At 71.4% G+C, this 16,464-nt stretch carries 15 protein-coding genes; 9 read left to right on the forward strand and 6 right to left on the reverse strand.

The features are described 5' to 3' along the window. Positions 1–42 precede the first annotated feature (42 nt). The 4 genes from ABD151_RS17420 (at position 43) to ABD151_RS17435 (ending at position 4,718) form a co-directional block, all read left to right on the forward strand. Entirely contained in the window at positions 43–546 is a 504-nt protein-coding gene (locus tag ABD151_RS17420) for a SigE family RNA polymerase sigma factor (protein WP_343996072.1), read from the forward strand. Positions 547–670: 124 nt separating this feature from the next. Continuing rightward, positions 671–1,720: a hypothetical protein gene (locus ABD151_RS17425; RefSeq protein ID WP_343996073.1), complete on the forward strand. Its 1,050-nt coding sequence runs from the start codon at positions 671–673 to the stop codon at positions 1,718–1,720. Between the two features lie 43 nt (positions 1,721–1,763). Beyond that, positions 1,764–3,233, forward strand: a complete 1,470-nt coding sequence (locus tag ABD151_RS17430) for a DUF7059 domain-containing protein (protein ID WP_343996074.1) — start codon at positions 1,764–1,766, stop codon at positions 3,231–3,233. Positions 3,234–3,281: 48 nt separating this feature from the next. Continuing rightward, the gene (locus tag ABD151_RS17435) at positions 3,282–4,718 is read left to right on the forward strand and encodes a DUF2510 domain-containing protein (protein ID WP_343996075.1); all 1,437 of its coding nucleotides are present in this window, start codon (positions 3,282–3,284) and stop codon (positions 4,716–4,718) included. A gap of 52 nt (positions 4,719–4,770) precedes the next feature. On the opposite strand, the gene ABD151_RS17440 is transcribed toward ABD151_RS17435, so the two are convergent. Further along, positions 4,771–5,100 (reverse strand): DUF1330 domain-containing protein, encoded by a 330-nt coding sequence (locus ABD151_RS17440; RefSeq protein ID WP_343996076.1) that lies wholly within the window; start codon positions 5,098–5,100, stop codon positions 4,771–4,773. 125 nt (positions 5,101–5,225) lie between these two features. Between ABD151_RS17440 and ABD151_RS17445 the strand changes: the two genes are divergently transcribed. Further along, the gene (locus ABD151_RS17445; RefSeq protein WP_343996077.1) at positions 5,226–5,987 is read left to right on the forward strand and encodes a helix-turn-helix domain-containing protein; all 762 of its coding nucleotides are present in this window, start codon (positions 5,226–5,228) and stop codon (positions 5,985–5,987) included. 49 nt (positions 5,988–6,036) lie between these two features. On the opposite strand, the gene ABD151_RS17450 is transcribed toward ABD151_RS17445, so the two are convergent. The 5 genes from ABD151_RS17450 to ABD151_RS17470 are packed head-to-tail and all read right to left on the reverse strand — an operon-like array spanning position 6,037 to position 10,073. Continuing rightward, positions 6,037–6,642 (reverse strand): energy-coupling factor transporter transmembrane component T family protein, encoded by a 606-nt coding sequence (locus ABD151_RS17450; RefSeq protein WP_343996078.1) that lies wholly within the window; start codon positions 6,640–6,642, stop codon positions 6,037–6,039. Continuing rightward, positions 6,639–7,322: an energy-coupling factor ABC transporter ATP-binding protein gene (locus ABD151_RS17455; protein WP_343996079.1), complete on the reverse strand. Its 684-nt coding sequence runs from the start codon at positions 7,320–7,322 to the stop codon at positions 6,639–6,641. Before ABD151_RS17455 ends, ABD151_RS17450 begins: the two co-directional genes overlap by 4 nt. Next, positions 7,316–8,455 carry a thiolase family protein gene (locus tag ABD151_RS17460; protein WP_343996081.1) on the reverse strand — a complete coding sequence of 380 codons (1,140 nt, stop codon included), beginning with the start codon at positions 8,453–8,455 and terminating at the stop codon, positions 7,316–7,318. Before ABD151_RS17460 ends, ABD151_RS17455 begins: the two co-directional genes overlap by 7 nt. Next, the gene (locus tag ABD151_RS17465; protein WP_343996082.1) at positions 8,452–9,462 is read right to left on the reverse strand and encodes an AMP-binding protein; all 1,011 of its coding nucleotides are present in this window, start codon (positions 9,460–9,462) and stop codon (positions 8,452–8,454) included. Before ABD151_RS17465 ends, ABD151_RS17460 begins: the two co-directional genes overlap by 4 nt. Positions 9,463–9,470: 8 nt before the next feature. Continuing rightward, a complete protein-coding gene (locus ABD151_RS17470; RefSeq protein WP_343996083.1) occupies positions 9,471–10,073 on the reverse strand; it encodes a biotin transporter BioY in 603 nt (200 codons plus the stop codon). 226 nt (positions 10,074–10,299) lie between these two features. Here ABD151_RS17470 and topA point away from each other — a divergent pair, with 226 nt between their 5' ends. Genes topA through ABD151_RS17490 form a run of 4 tightly spaced genes read left to right on the forward strand, consistent with a single transcriptional unit; the run spans position 10,300 to position 16,404 of the window. After that, positions 10,300–12,993 (forward strand): type I DNA topoisomerase, encoded by a 2,694-nt coding sequence (topA, locus tag ABD151_RS17475; protein WP_343996084.1) that lies wholly within the window; start codon positions 10,300–10,302, stop codon positions 12,991–12,993. A gap of 47 nt (positions 12,994–13,040) precedes the next feature. After that, a complete protein-coding gene (gene tmk, locus ABD151_RS17480) occupies positions 13,041–13,682 on the forward strand; it encodes a dTMP kinase (protein ID WP_343996435.1) in 642 nt (213 codons plus the stop codon). Continuing rightward, positions 13,679–14,827 (forward strand): DNA polymerase III subunit delta', encoded by a 1,149-nt coding sequence (locus tag ABD151_RS17485; RefSeq protein WP_343996085.1) that lies wholly within the window; start codon positions 13,679–13,681, stop codon positions 14,825–14,827. The genes tmk and ABD151_RS17485 overlap by 4 nt, the downstream gene beginning before the upstream one ends. Beyond that, positions 14,824–16,404 (forward strand): alpha/beta hydrolase, encoded by a 1,581-nt coding sequence (locus tag ABD151_RS17490; protein WP_343996086.1) that lies wholly within the window; start codon positions 14,824–14,826, stop codon positions 16,402–16,404. The genes ABD151_RS17485 and ABD151_RS17490 overlap by 4 nt, the downstream gene beginning before the upstream one ends. Positions 16,405–16,464: the final 60 nt, after the last annotated feature.

Raw genomic sequence — 16,464 nt, forward strand, 5'->3', positions numbered from 1 at the left:
TTCGCCTGCGTAACAGTGGGTGTGGGAACAGAATCGGTGCTCGTGGAGCAAGCAACGCCCGTCGCGTTCGACGACTGGGTGCGTGCGCGTTCCGCCGCGCTGCAGCGCTTCGCCTACCTGATCACCGGTGACGCCGCCGAGGCTCCCGATCTGGTGCAGGAGGCGCTGGCACAGGCGTGGCCGCGCTGGTCGAGCCTGGCGAGCCGCGGTACGGCTGAGGCGTACGTCCGACGCAGCATCGTCAACGCGAGCATCTCGCGCTGGCGCAGCGCCGGACGACACCTCGTCGCTCTCGACCCGGAGCGGTTCGGCGGAGGGGTCGTGCCCGGCGCAGACAGCGGGGTCGACGACGCCGATGCGGCGTGGCGCTTGTGCGCCACCCTGCCGCCCAGCCAACGTGCGGCCGTGGTGCTCCGCTTCTACGAGGACCTCGCCTTCGCCGAGATCGCGGTGGTTCTCGACTGCGCCGAGGCCACCGCGCGCTCCCACGTCCATCGTGCGCTGCGCTCGCTGCGCACCCGTCTGGGGGAGATGAGCGATGACTGACGACTTCGACGGCACGACCGGGAGCGGTGACGGCTCCGACGCCGAGCGGGCCGAGGTGGACCGGGCCGAGCTGGCGTTCCGCGCTGCCTTCGCCCGCGAGGCCGGGGCGTTCGAGGCGGCGCCCGTGGACCTCGCGGACGCCGCGCAGCCGAGCAGGCGCCGGCGCTGGTTGGCGCCGCTGGTCGCTGCCGTGCTGGTCGCGATGGTCGGCGTCGGCATCGCGGTGCTCGTGGGTACCGACGAGCCCGCGCCGAGCGCCGGCGATCGGCAAGCGACCGACGGCGCTCCCTCCACGCTGGCCGAGGGCTGGCGCTACGAGTCGATCGGTGACGTCTCGATCCAGGTTCCGGACGCCTGGCCTTACCTCGTCCCCCCAGGCGATCAGTGGTGCGTCAATGAAGAGAAGAACGCGGCAGCGACTGCCCAGCCGTATCTCGGGCTGCGTGGCGGGGCCAGCACGCTCGTCCTATGCACCCACAACGGCGCGGCCAGCCCGATCTTCGGAGACCTTCCGCCGCGTTTCTGGAGCACCCACATCGAGCTCGGATTCGTCACGCCCGAAGCGCCACCCGAGGGGGAGACCGAGGCCGACGGTTGGACCAGGATCGTGCAACGGTCGGGTGAGGTGCAGCTGACCGGCTATGCCGATGCTGAGCATCTGGCGCTGATCCGCAAGGTGCTTGCATCGGTCAGAGTCGCTGAGGTCGACCCGCTCGGCTGCCCGGCAACGGCGCCCACTTCGCTTCGGCCAGCGACGGCTTTCGATGTCAGGGAGGTGCGGGCCAGTCGGATGGTGATCTGCCAGTACTACGCCGACGGCATGGCGGGTCCGCAGAGCCGGACGACGTCGTGGCCATTGCAGGCTTCGCGTGAGCTCGCCGACCCCGAGGCGCTGCGCCGGGCTATCGCCGACGCCGCGCCAGGTGGTGGCCCGAACCGTCCGAAGACCTGCGTCAAGACCAAGCTGCGTGGCCCTGACTTCGTGCTCCGGATCGAGACCGCTGAGGGACTCCGGGAGATCTGGGGTCGAGCAGGAAACTGCCGCTACAACGGCTTGGACGACGGCATCACCGTGCGGGAGGTGACCGCCGCCAACTGTGCACCCTTGTGGGGTGGCCGGGTTCGGCTCTTGCTCGGAAGTAGCGCCGTCATGGAGCGCTGTTGGCCAAGTTGAGGTGTGCGGCGTACTCGCAGCGCCGCCACGTAGCCTTGACCCCGTGAGCAACGACTTCGTGCCCGCGCTGCGGGAGGCCCTGGACAACGCCGGCTACACCTACGACGGGGTGGCCGACCTGCTGGGGGAGACCGCTCACTCGGCGCTGTCGCGCAACGAGACGGTGCCCGGCCTGCGCCGCACCCGGGGCGGATCGCCGATCGAGACGCTGACCCGCCTCTTCCTGCTGCAGACGCCGGTCACCGCCGACGAGGCGGACACCGCCCTGCCCGGCCTGGTCGACCGGCTCTGCAACGAGGGCATGCTGGAGCAGAGCATCGGCGAGGTCGCGGCCCGGATGGACATCCGCCCCTACGCCACCGAGGACGACGACCTGTGGGTGGTCAGCGACCTCACCCCCGGCCTGGACGGCACGCCGAACAAGGTTGGCGCCGACCACGTGCTCGGCATCTCCAGTGCCGCCACTTCGCTGGCCCAGATGACGATCCGCGACGAGGTCACCCGCTCCCTGGACCTCGGCACCGGCTGCGGCGTGCAGGCGCTGCACTTGGCCCAGCACTCGCAGCAGGTCGTCGCCACCGACATCAACAAGCGCGCGCTCTGGATGACCGAGCTCAACGCCCGCCTCAACGGCGTGCCGACCGGGCGGATCGACGTCCGCGAGGGCTCGTTCTTCGAGCCGGTGCGCGGCGAGACGTTCGACCTGATCGCCACCAACCCGCCGTTCGTGATCTCCCCGGCCACCGACGAGCGCCTGGTCTACCGCGACTCCGGCCTGCCCGGCGACCGCGTCGTCGAGGACATCGTGCGGGCCGCCCCGCGCCTGCTCAACCCCGGCGGCTGGTGCCAGATCCTGGCCAACTGGGTGATCCCGGCCGACCGCGACTGGACCGAGCGCCTCGGCGAGTGGATCACCGACTGCGACGCCTGGGTGGTGCAGCGCGAGGTGATCGACCCGGCCGGCTACGTCGAGCTCTGGCTCAAGGACGCCGGCCTGCAGGGCAGCCCCGACTACGTGCGCCGCTACGACACCTGGCTGGCCTGGTTCGAGCAGCAGGGCATCGAGGGCGTCGGCTTCGGTTGGATCAACCTGCGTCGCACCGACGCCACCCCGACGCTCCGGCTGGAGGAGTGGCCCTACGACGTCGAGCAGCCGATCGCGCCCACCTTCACCGCCTGGTCGCGCGCGGTCGACTCCCTGGCCGGCCTGGACGACGACGCGCTCCTCGCCGCCCGTCCGGTGGTCCGCTCCGACGTGCAGCAGGAGACCTTCGGCGCTCCCGGCGCGGAGGACCCGGCCACCGTGGTGCTGCGTCAGCAGCGTGGCCTGCGCCGAGCACGTCAGGCCGACACGGTCGAGGCCGCGCTGGTCGGTGCCTGCGACGGCGACCTCAGCATCGGCCAGATCCTCAGCGCCCTCGCCTCGCTGCTCGATCAGGACGCCGCCACCCTCGCCGCCGAGCGGCTGGCCGCGGTCCGCGAGCTGATCACCGAGGGCTTCCTGGAGCTCTGAGCCCAAGACGCCCCCAGCCCGGCCCGACCAGTGGCTAGGCTGTGGGGCGTGTCGAGCCCAGGTTGGTACCCAGATCCGTCCGGTCAGCCCCAGTCGTTCCGCTACTGGGACGGTCAGACGTGGAGTGAGCAGACCACCAGCAACCCGTACGCGCCCGCGCCGGGCGCTGCGGCCGAGCCCCAGCCGTGGGGTCAGCAGCCGGTCGAGCAGGCCCCCGACGCGTGGGGTCAGCAGCCCGCCGCGGAGCAGGCGCCCGAGCAGGCGCCGGAGCAGGCGCCGGAGCAGGCGCAGCCCGAGCAGTCCTGGGGCCAGCAGCCCCAGGAGCCGAGCGCGGCACCGGCCTGGGGCGAGCAGCCGGCCACCGACCCGGCTTCCGAGACCTGGGGGCAGCAGCCCGCAGCCGAGCAGCCTGCCGCCGAGCAGCCCGGCGCCCAGCCGTGGGGCGAGCAGACCCAGCAGGCCTGGGGCCAGCAGCCGCACTCCGGCGCGCCCTACGGCGCCGGTGCGGCGGCGAGCGGCGGCTACGGCGAGCAGTCCGGGTACGGCGAGCAGGCTGGCTACGGCCAGACCGGCGGCTACGGTCAGCCCGACTACGGCCAGACCAGCCAGTTCGCGGCCCAGCCCGGCGACCCGGGGCAGTGGCAGCAGTCCGGCTTCGGCACCCCGCCGCCCGGCCAGTGGGGACCGATGCCCACCGGCGGCGACGGCGGCAACGGCGGGGGCCGCAAGGTCGCGCTGCTGGTCGGCGGGATCGTCCTGGCCCTGGTCCTCGTGGCCGGCATCGTGATCGCGGCGATCACCCTCACCGGCGACGATGACGACGACGCCAAGGGCGGCGACGAGACGTCCCAGACCAACGAGCCCACCGACGAGCCCACCGAGTCGACGGACGAGCCGACGGAGTCGACCGAGTCGCCCACCGACACCCCGACCACCGGTGCGCCGGCCGAGCTCTGCACCAGCGGTGATCCGACCGTGCGCGAGCCGCACCCCGAGGACGGCCGCCTGCACGGCGGTGGCCTGAGCGTTGACAAGCCCAAGGGCTACCAGATCGGTGCCTTCGAGACGGCGTTCACCTTCGCCAGCGATGTCGTCACGGTCTACCGCGAGATCGAGGCGAAGTGGGTCGCCGTGCACGCCCTCGGCTCGGTGTCACGGGCCGCGGCAGGCGACGACATCGAGGCCGCCACCCGCGCGGTGATGGCCTGCATCGCCGACTCGGACAAGTTCTACACCGACGTCACCGACGTCAAGGAGATCGAGAGCAAGGCTGTCGAGATCGGCGGCAAGAGCGGCTGGCTGGTGCGCCAGCAGATCCTCGTCGACAACCCCGACGTGGAGGCTGCGGGTGACGAGCTCGTGGTGATCCTCGTCGACACCGGTGACGCCGAGAGCTACGGCTTCTACAACGGCGGCGCCACCATCGACGACAAGGTGTCGACCGAGCGCCTCGAGCAGACGATCGACTCCCTCACCGCCGATTAACCGCTCAATGTGAGCTGAGCGTTGACCTGAGGGCGATTCTTCAGCCCTCAGGTCACAGTGAGTTGAGCTTGTCGACGGCGCGGTAGCCGTCCGGTACGCCCATCACCAGCGCGGCGATGCCGTTGGAGTTCTGGGTCCGCAGCGGCAGGATTGCCTGGTACGCAGCCGAGCCGTACCAGTCGTGCACCGCTTCCTGGTCGGGGAACTCGATGATGATGACGTCGCCGTCCCAGGTGCCCTCGGCCGGCGTCAGCTCGCCGCCGTGCACCAGGAAGTGGCCGCCGTAGGGCGCCAGCGTGGCGTCGATCCGCTCGATGTACTCGACGATCTGCTCGTTGACGTCGACGTCGCGCAGGTAGGCGATCGCATAGGCCTTGGTCATGGGTCCTCCTTGGTCGGTGCTGCCAGGACCGGCAGCGGATGGCTCTAGCGAACCCCGTCGAGGTGGGTGCGTCGATTACCTCGCAGGTCATGGCCGAGGCCCTGCACCGGGCCTAGGGTTGCCGCATGCAGAGCACCCAGGCCGGCACCCTGTTGCGTGACTGGCGGCAGCGCCGTCGGCTCTCCCAGCTCGAGCTGGCCAATCGGGCCGGCGTCTCCGCGCGGCATGTGAGCTTCGTGGAGAACGGCCGCTCGCAGCCGACCAGTGCGATGATCCTGCGGCTCTGCGACCATTTGGCGGTGCCGCTGCGCGAGCAGAACCGGTTGCTGCTGGCGGCGGGCTTCGCGCCCGCCCACGCCGAGCACGACCTCCAGGAGCCGTCGATGAGCCAGGCACAGCAGGCGATCCAGGCGATCCTGACCGGTCACCTGCCGCATCCGGCACTGGTGATCGACAGTGGCTGGGACATCGTCGACGCCAACGCCGCGGCCTGGCGGTGGCTTGCCGACGTCGATCCCGCCCTGGTGGAGCCGCCGGTGAATGTGCTCCGGTTGAGCCTGCACCCCGACGGCCTGGCGCCGCTGATCCGCAACCTCCCGGCCTGGCGCGAGCATCTGCTGCACCGGCTGCATCGGCAGTTCGACCTCACCGCCGACCCCCGGCTGGCGGCGCTGATGGAGGAGTTCGGCGCCCCGGGCGTGCCGATCGCCGAGGCGACGCCGGCCCTGGTGGTGCCGCTCGAGCTGACCCTGGACGGCGTCGAGCTGTCGTTGATCTCGACGACCACCGTCTTCGGCACGCCGTTGGAGGTCACCCTGTCCGAGCTGGCGATCGAGGCGTTCTACCCGGCCGATGAGGCCACCCGCGCCTACCTCACCTCAATGTGACCTCAGCGCAGGTTTGTGGGCGATTTGTGAACCGTGAGGTCACATTGAGCTAGTCGTCGAAGCCGCGGGCGGCGAGCGCCTCGCCGAGCTCGTCCGCCCTGCGCAGCGCGCCGACGACGAACGGCACCGCGATCGCTCGCACGCTGACCCTTTGCCCGCGCGCCTGCTGGGCCTCGGTGATCTGCGCGGCCAGCTCGGCCATCAGTGGCACCGCGCGGATCGCCAGGTTCAGCAGCAGGCCGATCCGCTCCGGGTCGACCCCCACCCGCCGCAGCGGCCCGCAGACCCGCACCACCACGTCGATCAGCGCGGTGGTCATCGTGGTCAGGGTGACCAGGTTCGCCACCAGGACCAGCGCCAGGATCACACCGGTGATCACCGAGGCCCGCTCCCAGCCGACCACGATCGTCTGGAAGACCCCGAGTGGGACCAGGACCCAGAGCAGCGGCCGGATCGAGGAGAGGAGCACGGAGACCGGGATCCGGGCCACCGCGTAGCCGAGCAGCACGACGACGAGCGCCACCGCCGTCTGGAGCGGAGTGTCGAGGAGGACCGAGCCGGCGCCGGCCACCAGGAGCAACAGCAGCTTCGCCCCGGCCGGCGCACGGTGCAGCAGCGAGGTGCCGGGCCGGTAGAGGCCGATCGTGGTGCTCACTCCATCAGCCCGAGATAGTGCTCGACCGCCTTCTCCGGCAGGCCGTCGAAGACCAGGCGTGACTCGTCGAAGACCAGCACCCGGTCGAAGTCGGCGAGCAGATCGAGGTGGTGGGTGACCAGGATGACGTGCTGGTGCATGGACTCGATCGCCGCGACCACGCGGCGGGTGTTGCGCAGATCGAGCAGGGTGGTGGGCTCGTCCATCACCAGGATCGCCGGGTCGGTGACCAGGATGGAGCTCAGCGCCAGCATCTGCTTCTGGCCCGCGGAGAGCAGGTGCGCGGGGTGCTCGCCGTAGCCCTCCAAGCCATGTGCGGCAAGCGTGGTGGCCACCTTGGCGGCGATCTCCGGCTTGGAGAGGCCGCGCCGGCGCAGGCCGAAGGCGACGTCCTCGGCCACCGTGGGCATCACGATCTGCGAGTCCGGGTCGGTGAAGCAGAAGCCGACCTGGCGGCGGACCTCGCGTCCCTTGCGGGCGGTGTCGAGGCCGTTGACGCTGACCGTCCCGGACGACGGCACGATCAGGCCGTTGAGCATCCGGGCGAAGGTGGACTTGCCGGAGCCGTTCGCACCGATCACCCCGATCCGGGACTCGGTGAGGGTGAGGTCGAGCTCCTGCACGACCGCGCGCGGGCTCCCGGGGTAGACGTGGGAGACGCCGGTGAACTCGATCAGCACGCCTCGACCACCATCGCCACGCCCATCCCGCCACCGGCCGCGATCGCCGCCAGCCCGTAGCGTCCGGCGCCTTGCGTGACGAGCTGGCTGAAGAGCCGCACCGCGAGCACGGCGCCCGAGGCGCCCCACGGATGGCCGAGCGCCAAGGCGCCGCCCTGGCGGCAGACCCGGGCAGGGTCGAGATCGAGCTCGTCGCAGCAGGCGAGCACCTGGCCGGCGAAGGCCTCGTTGAACTCGATGACGTCGATCTGATCGAGGTCGAGCTCGGCCCGCTTCAGCGCCAGCCGGGTCGCCGGCACCAGGCCACGCCCCGGACGCGAGGGGGCGACGCCGGAGGTGGCGGTGCCGAGGATCCTCAGTCCGGGCACGCCCAGACGCTCCTGGGCGGCCGCACCCACCACCGCGACCGCGGCGGCGCCGTCGCTGATGCCGCAGGAGTTGCCCGCGGTGACCGTGCCGCCGGGGCGGAACGCGGCGGGCAGGCGGCCCAGGCGTTGCGTGGTCAGGCCTGAGCGGGGGCGGTCGTCGCGGGTGACCGCGCCGAGGGCGACGATCTCATCGTCGTAGGTGCCGGCATCGCGTGCCTCGACGGCGAGCGCGTGGGAGCGGGCGGCGTAGGCGTCCTGGCGCTCGCGGGAGACCTGGGCCTCGGCGGCGAACAGGTCGTTGGCCAGGCCCATCTCCAGGTCGTCCTCTGCGGACGGCGCGAACCGGGCGCGCTGGTAGCGCACCGGCTCCGCCTCCGGCGACGCCGGCGGCCAGAACCGCCAGGGAGCGGTGCTCGCCGACTCGACGCCACCGGCGAGCACCAGCTCGGAGCCGGCCCGCACGGCCTGGGCCGCGACATCGATGGCGGCCAGGCCGCTGGCGCACTGGCGGTCCACGCTGAGCCCCGGGACGGCCTCGCCGAGCCCGGCGGCCAGCGCGCTGAGCCGGGCCACGTTGCCGCCGGGGCCCATGCAGTTGCCCAACACCACGTCGTCGGGAATTCCCAACGGGGCAACGCGATCGGACAGCTCGCGCAGCACCGGAGCGGCCAGCTTCTCGACCTGCAGCCGCGCCAACGAGTGGCCGGTGCTCCCGATCGGGGTCCGTGCCGCGGCGACGATCACCGGCGACGATTGGGCAGTCAAGACAGGCTCCTCGCCACTTCCACGGCAACTGCTGCCCGGTCGATCTTGCCACCTGCGGTGAGCGGCAGACGCGCCAGGTGCACCCAGCGTCGTGGCTGTTGCGCCGCCGTCAGCACCTGCCGTGACACCTGCTGCAGGTGGGCGACGTCCTGCTGGCGGGTCACCGCAGCCGCGACCACCTGGCCCAGCTCGGCGTGGTCCAGTCCGAGGACGACCACCTCGCCGGTCGCCTCGGGATGCAGGACCGCCTCGATGTCGCTGATCCGCACGGTGGCGCCGGCCGTGGTGATCGCGCCGTCCCGGCCGTGGACATGGACTCCCTCGGGGCCGGCCGTGCCGCGGTCGCCGACGCTCACCCAGCCCGCGGCGTCGCGGTGCAGCCGGTGGGCGGGGTCGAGATAGCCGAGACAGAGATAGGGGGAGCGCACCCAGAGCTCGCCGTCGCGGGCCTCGATCTCCACGCCGGGGAAGGGCCGCAGCGCGTCGGCGTGCTCGCCCCAGGCGACGAAGGAGAGCTCGGCGGCGCCGTAGTAGTGGCTCACGGTGACGCCGGCCGCGACGGCGTCGCGATGTGTGCTCCGGGTGAGTCGGTCGCCCGCGGTGATCACGTGCAGCCCGTGCAGGGACGCCGGCTCCTGGGCCAGCAGCCGAGCCAGGGTGGACGGCGTCACGTGGGCGTGGGTCGCGCCGTCCGGCTCGGCGCTGAGCTCGGCACCCGCCCAGTGGGCGTGCACGGCGGCGAAGAGGTTCATCGTGGCGGTGACCGGGCCGGGCACCCAGACCCGGCTGGTGGCGTCGATCCCGGTCAGCTCGCTGACCCGCGGAAGGGAGTCCACCCACGAGGCCGTGGTCCGGACGATGACGCGCGGCGTGGAGGTGGTGCCGGAGGTGCGCAATGCCAGCAGGCGATCCGTGCGGTGCGCCTCGAAGAAGGCGGCGACCGGATCCGGGCAGGCCAGCACCTCCAGCGGCTCGGCCGCCGGCGTCTGCTGCCCGGAGTCGGTCACGTTCTCGATCAGGCCGAGGTGTGCTCGGCGACCGGCTGCTCGCTGCGCCGGCTCGGCAGCAGGCCGGGGTAGGAGGCGTGCACGCCGCGCGCGATCAGGGCGCAGAGGACGGCCTTGGCGATGTCGCCGGGCAGGAAGGTGACCACGATCGTCGTGGCGGCGTTCAGGCTGAGGTCGAGCCGCTCCATCATGCCGAGGCCGCCGATCACGTTGACCAGCAGCACGCCGAAGGCGAGGTTGATCGCCAGGCCCCAGGTGAGCCGGTAGGGCGCGCCGAGCGCGTAGACCGCGGCACCGATGCAGAAGGCGGCGATCGGGAAGGCGATCAGGTAGCCCATCGTCGGGCTGGCGAAGACGCCGAGCCCGCCGCGACCGCCGGCCAGCAGCGGGAGGCCGAGTGCGATGAGGGCCAGGAAGACCAGCACCGCGAGGCCGCCGCGGCGCGGGCCGAGGATCGCGCCGGCCAGCATCACGCCGAGGGTCTGGGCGGTGATCGGGACCGAGCTGCCGGGGAGGGAGAAGGCCGGGATGAGGCCCAGGGCAGCGATCAGTCCGGCGAAGATGGCGATCATCGCGAGGTCGCGGCTGGGAGTGGAGGCAGGTCGGTTCATGATCTCTTCCTGAGGGTGGCGTGAGACGGCTCGTCCTGTCCAGTGTGACCGAAACTGAACGGTGTTCTGGAATCGTCTCGCATCGTGCACACGAACCTCGCCCCGGGGGCCCCGCGCAGGCCGAACGGATGCTCCGCAGGCGGAAGATGGCGGCACGCGCTACCGTAATCGGCCGTGAGACCCTTCCGAAGACGGATCGGGTCACCAAGAGCAGGAAGAAGAGTCTGTGGCACACAAGCTGGTCATCGTCGAGTCTCCGGCCAAGGCCCGCACCATCGCGGGGTATCTGGGCAAGGGCTACGTCGTCGAGTCCTCGATCGGCCACATTCGCGACCTTCCGCAGAGCGCCGCGGAGATCCCGGCCAAGATCAAGGACAAGCCGTGGGGCCGGTTCGGGGTCGACGTCGAGAACGGGTTCACCCCCTACTACGTGGTGCCGCGCGACAAGAAGAGCCACATGACCAAGCTCAAGGGTCTGCTGAAGGACGCCGACGAGCTCTACCTCGCCACCGATGAGGACCGCGAGGGAGAGGCGATCGCCTGGCACCTCCTCGATGAGCTGAAGCCGAAGAACATCCCGGTGCACCGGATGGTCTTCCACGAGATCACCAAGCCCGCGATCCAGGCCGCCGTCGAGAACCCCCGCGAGCTCGCGATGGACCTCGTCGAGGCCCAGGAGACCCGCCGCATCCTCGACCGCCTCTACGGCTACGAGGTCTCCCCGGTGCTGTGGCGCAAGGTGATGAGCGGCCTCTCCGCCGGTCGCGTGCAGTCGGTGGCCACCCGGCTGGTGGTCGACCGCGAGCGCGAGCGGATGGCGTTCAAGCTCGCCTCCTACTGGGACCTCGAGGGCTCCTTCGACGCCGGCAGCGGCAAGGACCAGCGGATCTTCCCCGCCAAGCTGCACAGCCTGGACGACGTCCGGGTCGCCCGCGGCAGCGACTTCGGCCAGGACGGCCAGCTGAAGGCGAGCGCCGTCGGCAAGGTCGCCCACCTCGACCGCAACCGTGCCGAGGCGCTGGTCGAGGCGCTCGGCGGCGTCAGCTACGACGTCCGCTCGGTGGAGGCCAAGCCCTACAAGCGCTCTCCGTACGCGCCGTTCCGCACCACCACCCTCCAGCAGGAGGCCAGCCGCAAGCTCGGGATGAGCTCGTCGGTCACCATGTCGGTGGCGCAGCGGCTGTACGAGAACGGCTACATCACCTACATGCGTACCGACTCCACCACGCTCTCGGAGTCGGCGATCGGTGCCGCCCGCGAGCAGGTCCGCGAGCTCTACGGCGCGGAGTACCTGCCGGAGAAGCCGCGGGTCTACGCCTCCAAGGTGAAGAACGCCCAGGAGGCGCACGAGGCGATCCGCCCGGCCGGCGACACCTTCCGCACCCCCGCGCAGACCGGTCTGACCGGCGAGCAGTTCCGGCTCTACGAGCTGATCTGGATGCGCACCGTCGCCTCCCAGATGCGGGACGCCGAGGGCCGGTCGGTCACCATCCGTTTCGGCGCGCAGGCCGCCACCGGCGAGGACGCCGTCTTCTCCTCCAGCGGTCGCGTGATCACCTTCCACGGGTTCCTCAAGGCCTACGTGGAGGGCACCGACGACAACGCGGCCAGCGACGACGCCGAGACCCGCCTGCCCAACCTGAATGAGGGCGACCGGCTCTCCGCGGCCTCGCTGCAGGCCAGCGGCCACGAGACGAAGCCGCCCGCGCGCTACACCGAGGCGACGCTGATCAAGGAGCTCGAAGAGCGCGAGATCGGCCGTCCGTCGACGTACGCCTCGATCATCGGCACCATCCTCAACCGTGGCTACGTCTACAAGAAGGGCACCGCACTGGTGCCGGCCTGGATCGCCTTCTCGGTGACCCGCCTGCTCACCGAGCACTTCCCGCGGCTGATCTCGTACGAGTTCACCGCCGGCATGGAGGACGTCCTCGACGACATCGCCGGTGGCCGGCGTGACCGGGTCAGCGAGCTGGCCGAGTTCTACTACGGCTCGGACCGGGTGGCCGGCCTGCACCCGCTGGTCAACGGCCTCGGCGACATCGACGCCAAGGAGCTCGCCACCTTCCCGGTCGGCGGCGACGACAGCGGCATCCACCTGCGGGTCGGCAAGTACGGCCCGTACCTGGAGGGCCCCGACGACGACGGCGTCGAGTTCGCCAAGCGCGCCAACGTGCCCGACGACCTGCCGCCCGACGAGCTCACCCTGGAGAAGGCCAAGGAGCTGCTGGCCAACCCCTCGGGCGAGGAGATCGTGCTCGGCGCGGACCCGGAGAGCGGTCTGCAGATCGTCGCGAAGAGCGGCCGGTTCGGCCCGTATGTGACGGAGGTGCTGCCGGAGGACGCCCCGAAGTCGGCCAAGCCGCGCACCGGCTCGCTCTTCAAGACGATGTCGTTGGACTCGATCACCCTCGAGGACGCGCTCAAGCTGCTCTCGCTGCCTCGGGTGGTGGGCACCGACGCCGAGGGCGTCGAGATCACCGCGCAGAACGGCCGCTACGGCCCGTACCTGAAGCGCGGAACCGACTCCCGCTCGCTGACCAGTGAGGACCAGCTCTTCACGATCACCCTGGACGAGGCGCTGGCGATCTACGCCCAGCCCAAGCAGCGTGGTCGGGCCGCGGCCGCGCCGCCGCTCAAGGAGCTCGGCCCGGACCCGGTCTCCGGGCAGCCGATGGTGGTCAAGGCCGGGCGCTTCGGTGAGTACGTGACCGACGGCGAGTACAACGCCACCCTGCGCAAGGACGACTCGATCGAGGCGCTGACCCCGGAGCGGGCCGCCGAGCTGCTGGCCGAGCGCCGGGCGAAGGGGCCGGCCAAGAAGGCGGCCAAGAAGACCACGAAGAAGGCCGCCGCGAAGAAGACGACCAAGAAGGCCGCCGCCAAGAAGACCACCAAGAAGGCGGCGAAGAAGGCCTGATCGGCTCCACCGTAGGAGCCGTGGCCTAGGGTCGGGGCGTGACTTCGATGGGCCTGTACACCGACACCGGCGTCTTCGTCTGCTTCGAGGGCGGCGAGGGCGGCGGCAAGTCGACCCAGTCCCAGCTCCTGCACGAATGGCTGAGCGGCGAGGGCTACCAGGTGCTGCTCACCCGGCAGCCCGGCGGCACCGCGGTGGGCCAGCAGGTGCGCAGCATCGTGCTGTCGCCGGAGACCGGCGAGCTCAGCCACCGCACCGAGGCGCTGCTGTACGCGGCCGACAAGGCCGAGCACGTCGACAGCGTGCTGCTGCCGGCGCTGGGCGCCGGCCAGGTCGTCGTCACCGACCGCTACGTCGACTCCGCGATCGCTTACCAGGGCTCCGGCCGTGACCTCGACCCGGCGGAGGTCACCTCCCTGAACCGGTGGGCCACCGGCGACCTGCGCCCGCACCTGACGGTGCTGCTCGACCTCGAGCCGCAGCACGGCCTGGGCCGCTTCGCCGAGCGCGACCGGATCGAGGCCGAGGGCGAGGAGTTCCATCAGCGGGTGCGGGCCGCCTTCCTCGAGCTGGCTGCCGCCGACCCCGAGCACTACCTGGTGCTGGACGCCCGCGGCTCGATCGAGGAGATCGCGGCCGCGATCCGGGCCCGGGTCACCCCGCTGCTCGGCCAGGCGGCCCGGCGATGAGCGTGTGGAGCACGCTGGTCGGCCAGCGGCCGATGATCGCGAGCCTGCAGCAGGCGGCGGCCGGGCACGGGATGAGCCACGCCTTCCTCTTCGTCGGACCGCCCGGCTCGGGGCGCTCGAACGCGGCGGTCGCCTTCTCGGCGGCGCTTCAGTGCGAGAGCCAGGGCTGCGGCACCTGCCACTCCTGCACGACGGCGCTGGCCGGCTCGCACGCCGACATCTCGGTGGTCCGCACCGAGAAGCTCTCGATCGGCGTCGACGAGGTGCGTCAGCTGGTCCGGACCGCGGCCCTGGCGCCGGCCGGCGCGCGCTGGCAGATCCTGATCGTCGAGGACGCCGACCGCCTCACCGATCAGGCCTGCAACGCGCTGCTCAAGTCGATCGAGGAGCCCAGCGAGCGCACCGTCTGGATCCTCTGCGCGCCGACGGTGGAGGACGTCCTGCCCACCATCCGCTCACGCTGCCGGCTGGTCACCCTGGCCACCCCGGCGCCGGCCGACGTCGCGGAGTTCCTGACCCGCAGTCTCGGCGTGCCCGGTGACCTCGCCAGCTACGCGGCCCGGGCCAGCCAGGGCCACATCGGCCGGGCCAAGGCGCTCGCCAAGGACGAGGACACCCGCAACCGGCGTCGGGAGATCGTCTCCTGGCCGGTGCGACTCGTCGGCCTGCGTCAGTGCATGGACGCCGCCGCCCGGGTGCTGGAGGCGGCCAAGGCCGAGGCGGAGTCGATCACCAGCGAGCTCGACGCCCGGGAGAAGAAGGATCTCGATGCGGCCTACGGCGTGGTCGAGCGCGGACGCCGCCCCCGGGAGTACAACCCGGCTCTGAGCGCCCTGGAGAAGGGCCAGAAGACGCGCGCCAAGCGCCGCATCCTCGACGTGGTGGACAGGGGCCTGATGGACCTCGCCTCGGTCTACCGCGACGCGATCGTGCTGGGCACGGGTGGGCACAGCGACCTGGTCAACGAGGAGTTGCGCGGTGACCTGGAGCGGTTGGTCCGGGTGAGCACGCCGGAGTCGAACCTGAACCGGATCGAGGCGATCTTCACCGCTCGCGAGCAGATGTTGGAGTTCAACGTCCCGGCGGCCTTGGCACTGGAGTCGATGATGGTCTCGTTGCGCTTGCCCGAGGGGAGCCGTCCGTGAAGCGTGTGGTGGTGCTGGTGATGGTGGCCGCGTTGGTGCTCGCGGCGGCCGGCACCACGATCGCCGTCCTGGTCTCCGGGGACGACGACACCGCCGGAGGTCGCGCCGGGCGCTGGCAGGACCAGGAGCCGGTGGACGAGCCGAGCGGCACCGCCCACGACCCGGCCGCCCGCAAGGCGCCGTCGTCCGGGCTGCAGCCGTTCTACGACCAGGTGCTCTCCTGGGAGGCCTGCGGGGCCAACCAGTGCGCCTGGGTGCAGGTCCCGCTCGACTACGCGCAGCCGGACGGCGAGCGGATCGAGCTCCGGCTGCTGAAGGTGGCGGCCGGTCAGCCCGATCAGCGGCTGGGATCGCTGGTGATCAACCCGGGCGGGCCGGGCGGCTCCGGTGTCGACTACGCGGCACAGGCCGAGTACGTCTTCGGCACGGCGATCCGCGACCGCTACGACATCGTCGGCTTCGACCCGCGTGGGGTGGGCCAGAGCGCGCCGATCGACTGTCTCTCCGACGACGAGCTGGATGCCTGGTACGCGAAGGACCCGACCCCCGACACGCCCGGCGAGGTGGCCGAGGCGGCGCGTTGGAGCACCCGCTTCGGGCAGGGCTGCAAGGAGCGCTCAGGAGAATTGGCCGCGCATGTCTCGACCGTCGAGGCGGCCCGCGACCTGGACGTGATCCGGGCGGTGCTCGACGAGCGGAAGCTCGACTACTTCGGTGCCTCCTACGGCACCAAGCTCGGCGCCACCTATGCCGACCTGTTCCCGGCCATGTCGGGGCGCCTCGTGCTCGACGGCGCGATCGACGTGTCGCTGAGCGCGCGCGATGCGAGCCTCGGCCAGGCCGGAGGCTTCGAGACGGCACTGCGCGCCTACGTCGACAACTGCGTGCGGGCGGGCTCCTGCTTCCTCGGCGACGACCGTCAGCAGGCGCTCGACACCATCACGGGTCTGCTCGACGAGCTGGAGGCGAAGCCGATGCAGGTGGATGATCGCCGGCTGACGGCGGGCAACGCGTTCTACGGCATCGCCCTGCCGCTCTACAACCGCGACTACTGGGTGCTGCTCGACGAGGCGCTGCGCGACGCCCTCGACGACGACGGCGAGGGGCTGTTGGAGCTCTTCGACTACTACGCCGCGCGGGGCGAGGACGGCTACTCCGACAACAGCTCGGAGGCGATCTGGGCGATCAACTGCCTCGACGACCCGTCCTCGATCCCGGCGCGCAAGGTGCCCGGTCAGGTCGCCGCCTTCGAGAAGGCCGCGCCCACCTTCGGTGAGATCTTCGCGTGGGACCTGACCAGCTGCCGCGGCCTGGCGGTGCCCCCGGCCGAGCAGCGCGGCCCACTGACCGCGGCCGGCGCCGACCCGATGCTGGTGATCGGCACGACCCGCGACCCGGCCACCCCGTACGCCTGGGCCCAGGCCCTGGCCGAGCAGCTCGAGCCTGCCGTGCTGGTCTCCCGCGACGGCGACGGCCACACCGGCTACAACATGGGCAACGCCTGCGTCGACGAGGTCGTCGAGCAGTACCTGCTCGACGGTGTGGTGCCGTCGGCGGACGTGACCTGCGCGGCGTAGCGCCTGGGCGGACGGCCCGACGTCGTTCACCCGCTGCTCGTTGGGAAATGTCCGCTTCGT

The organism is Nocardioides dubius (genome assembly GCF_039528155.1).
Lineage (GTDB): Bacteria > Actinomycetota > Actinomycetes > Propionibacteriales > Nocardioidaceae > Nocardioides > Nocardioides dubius.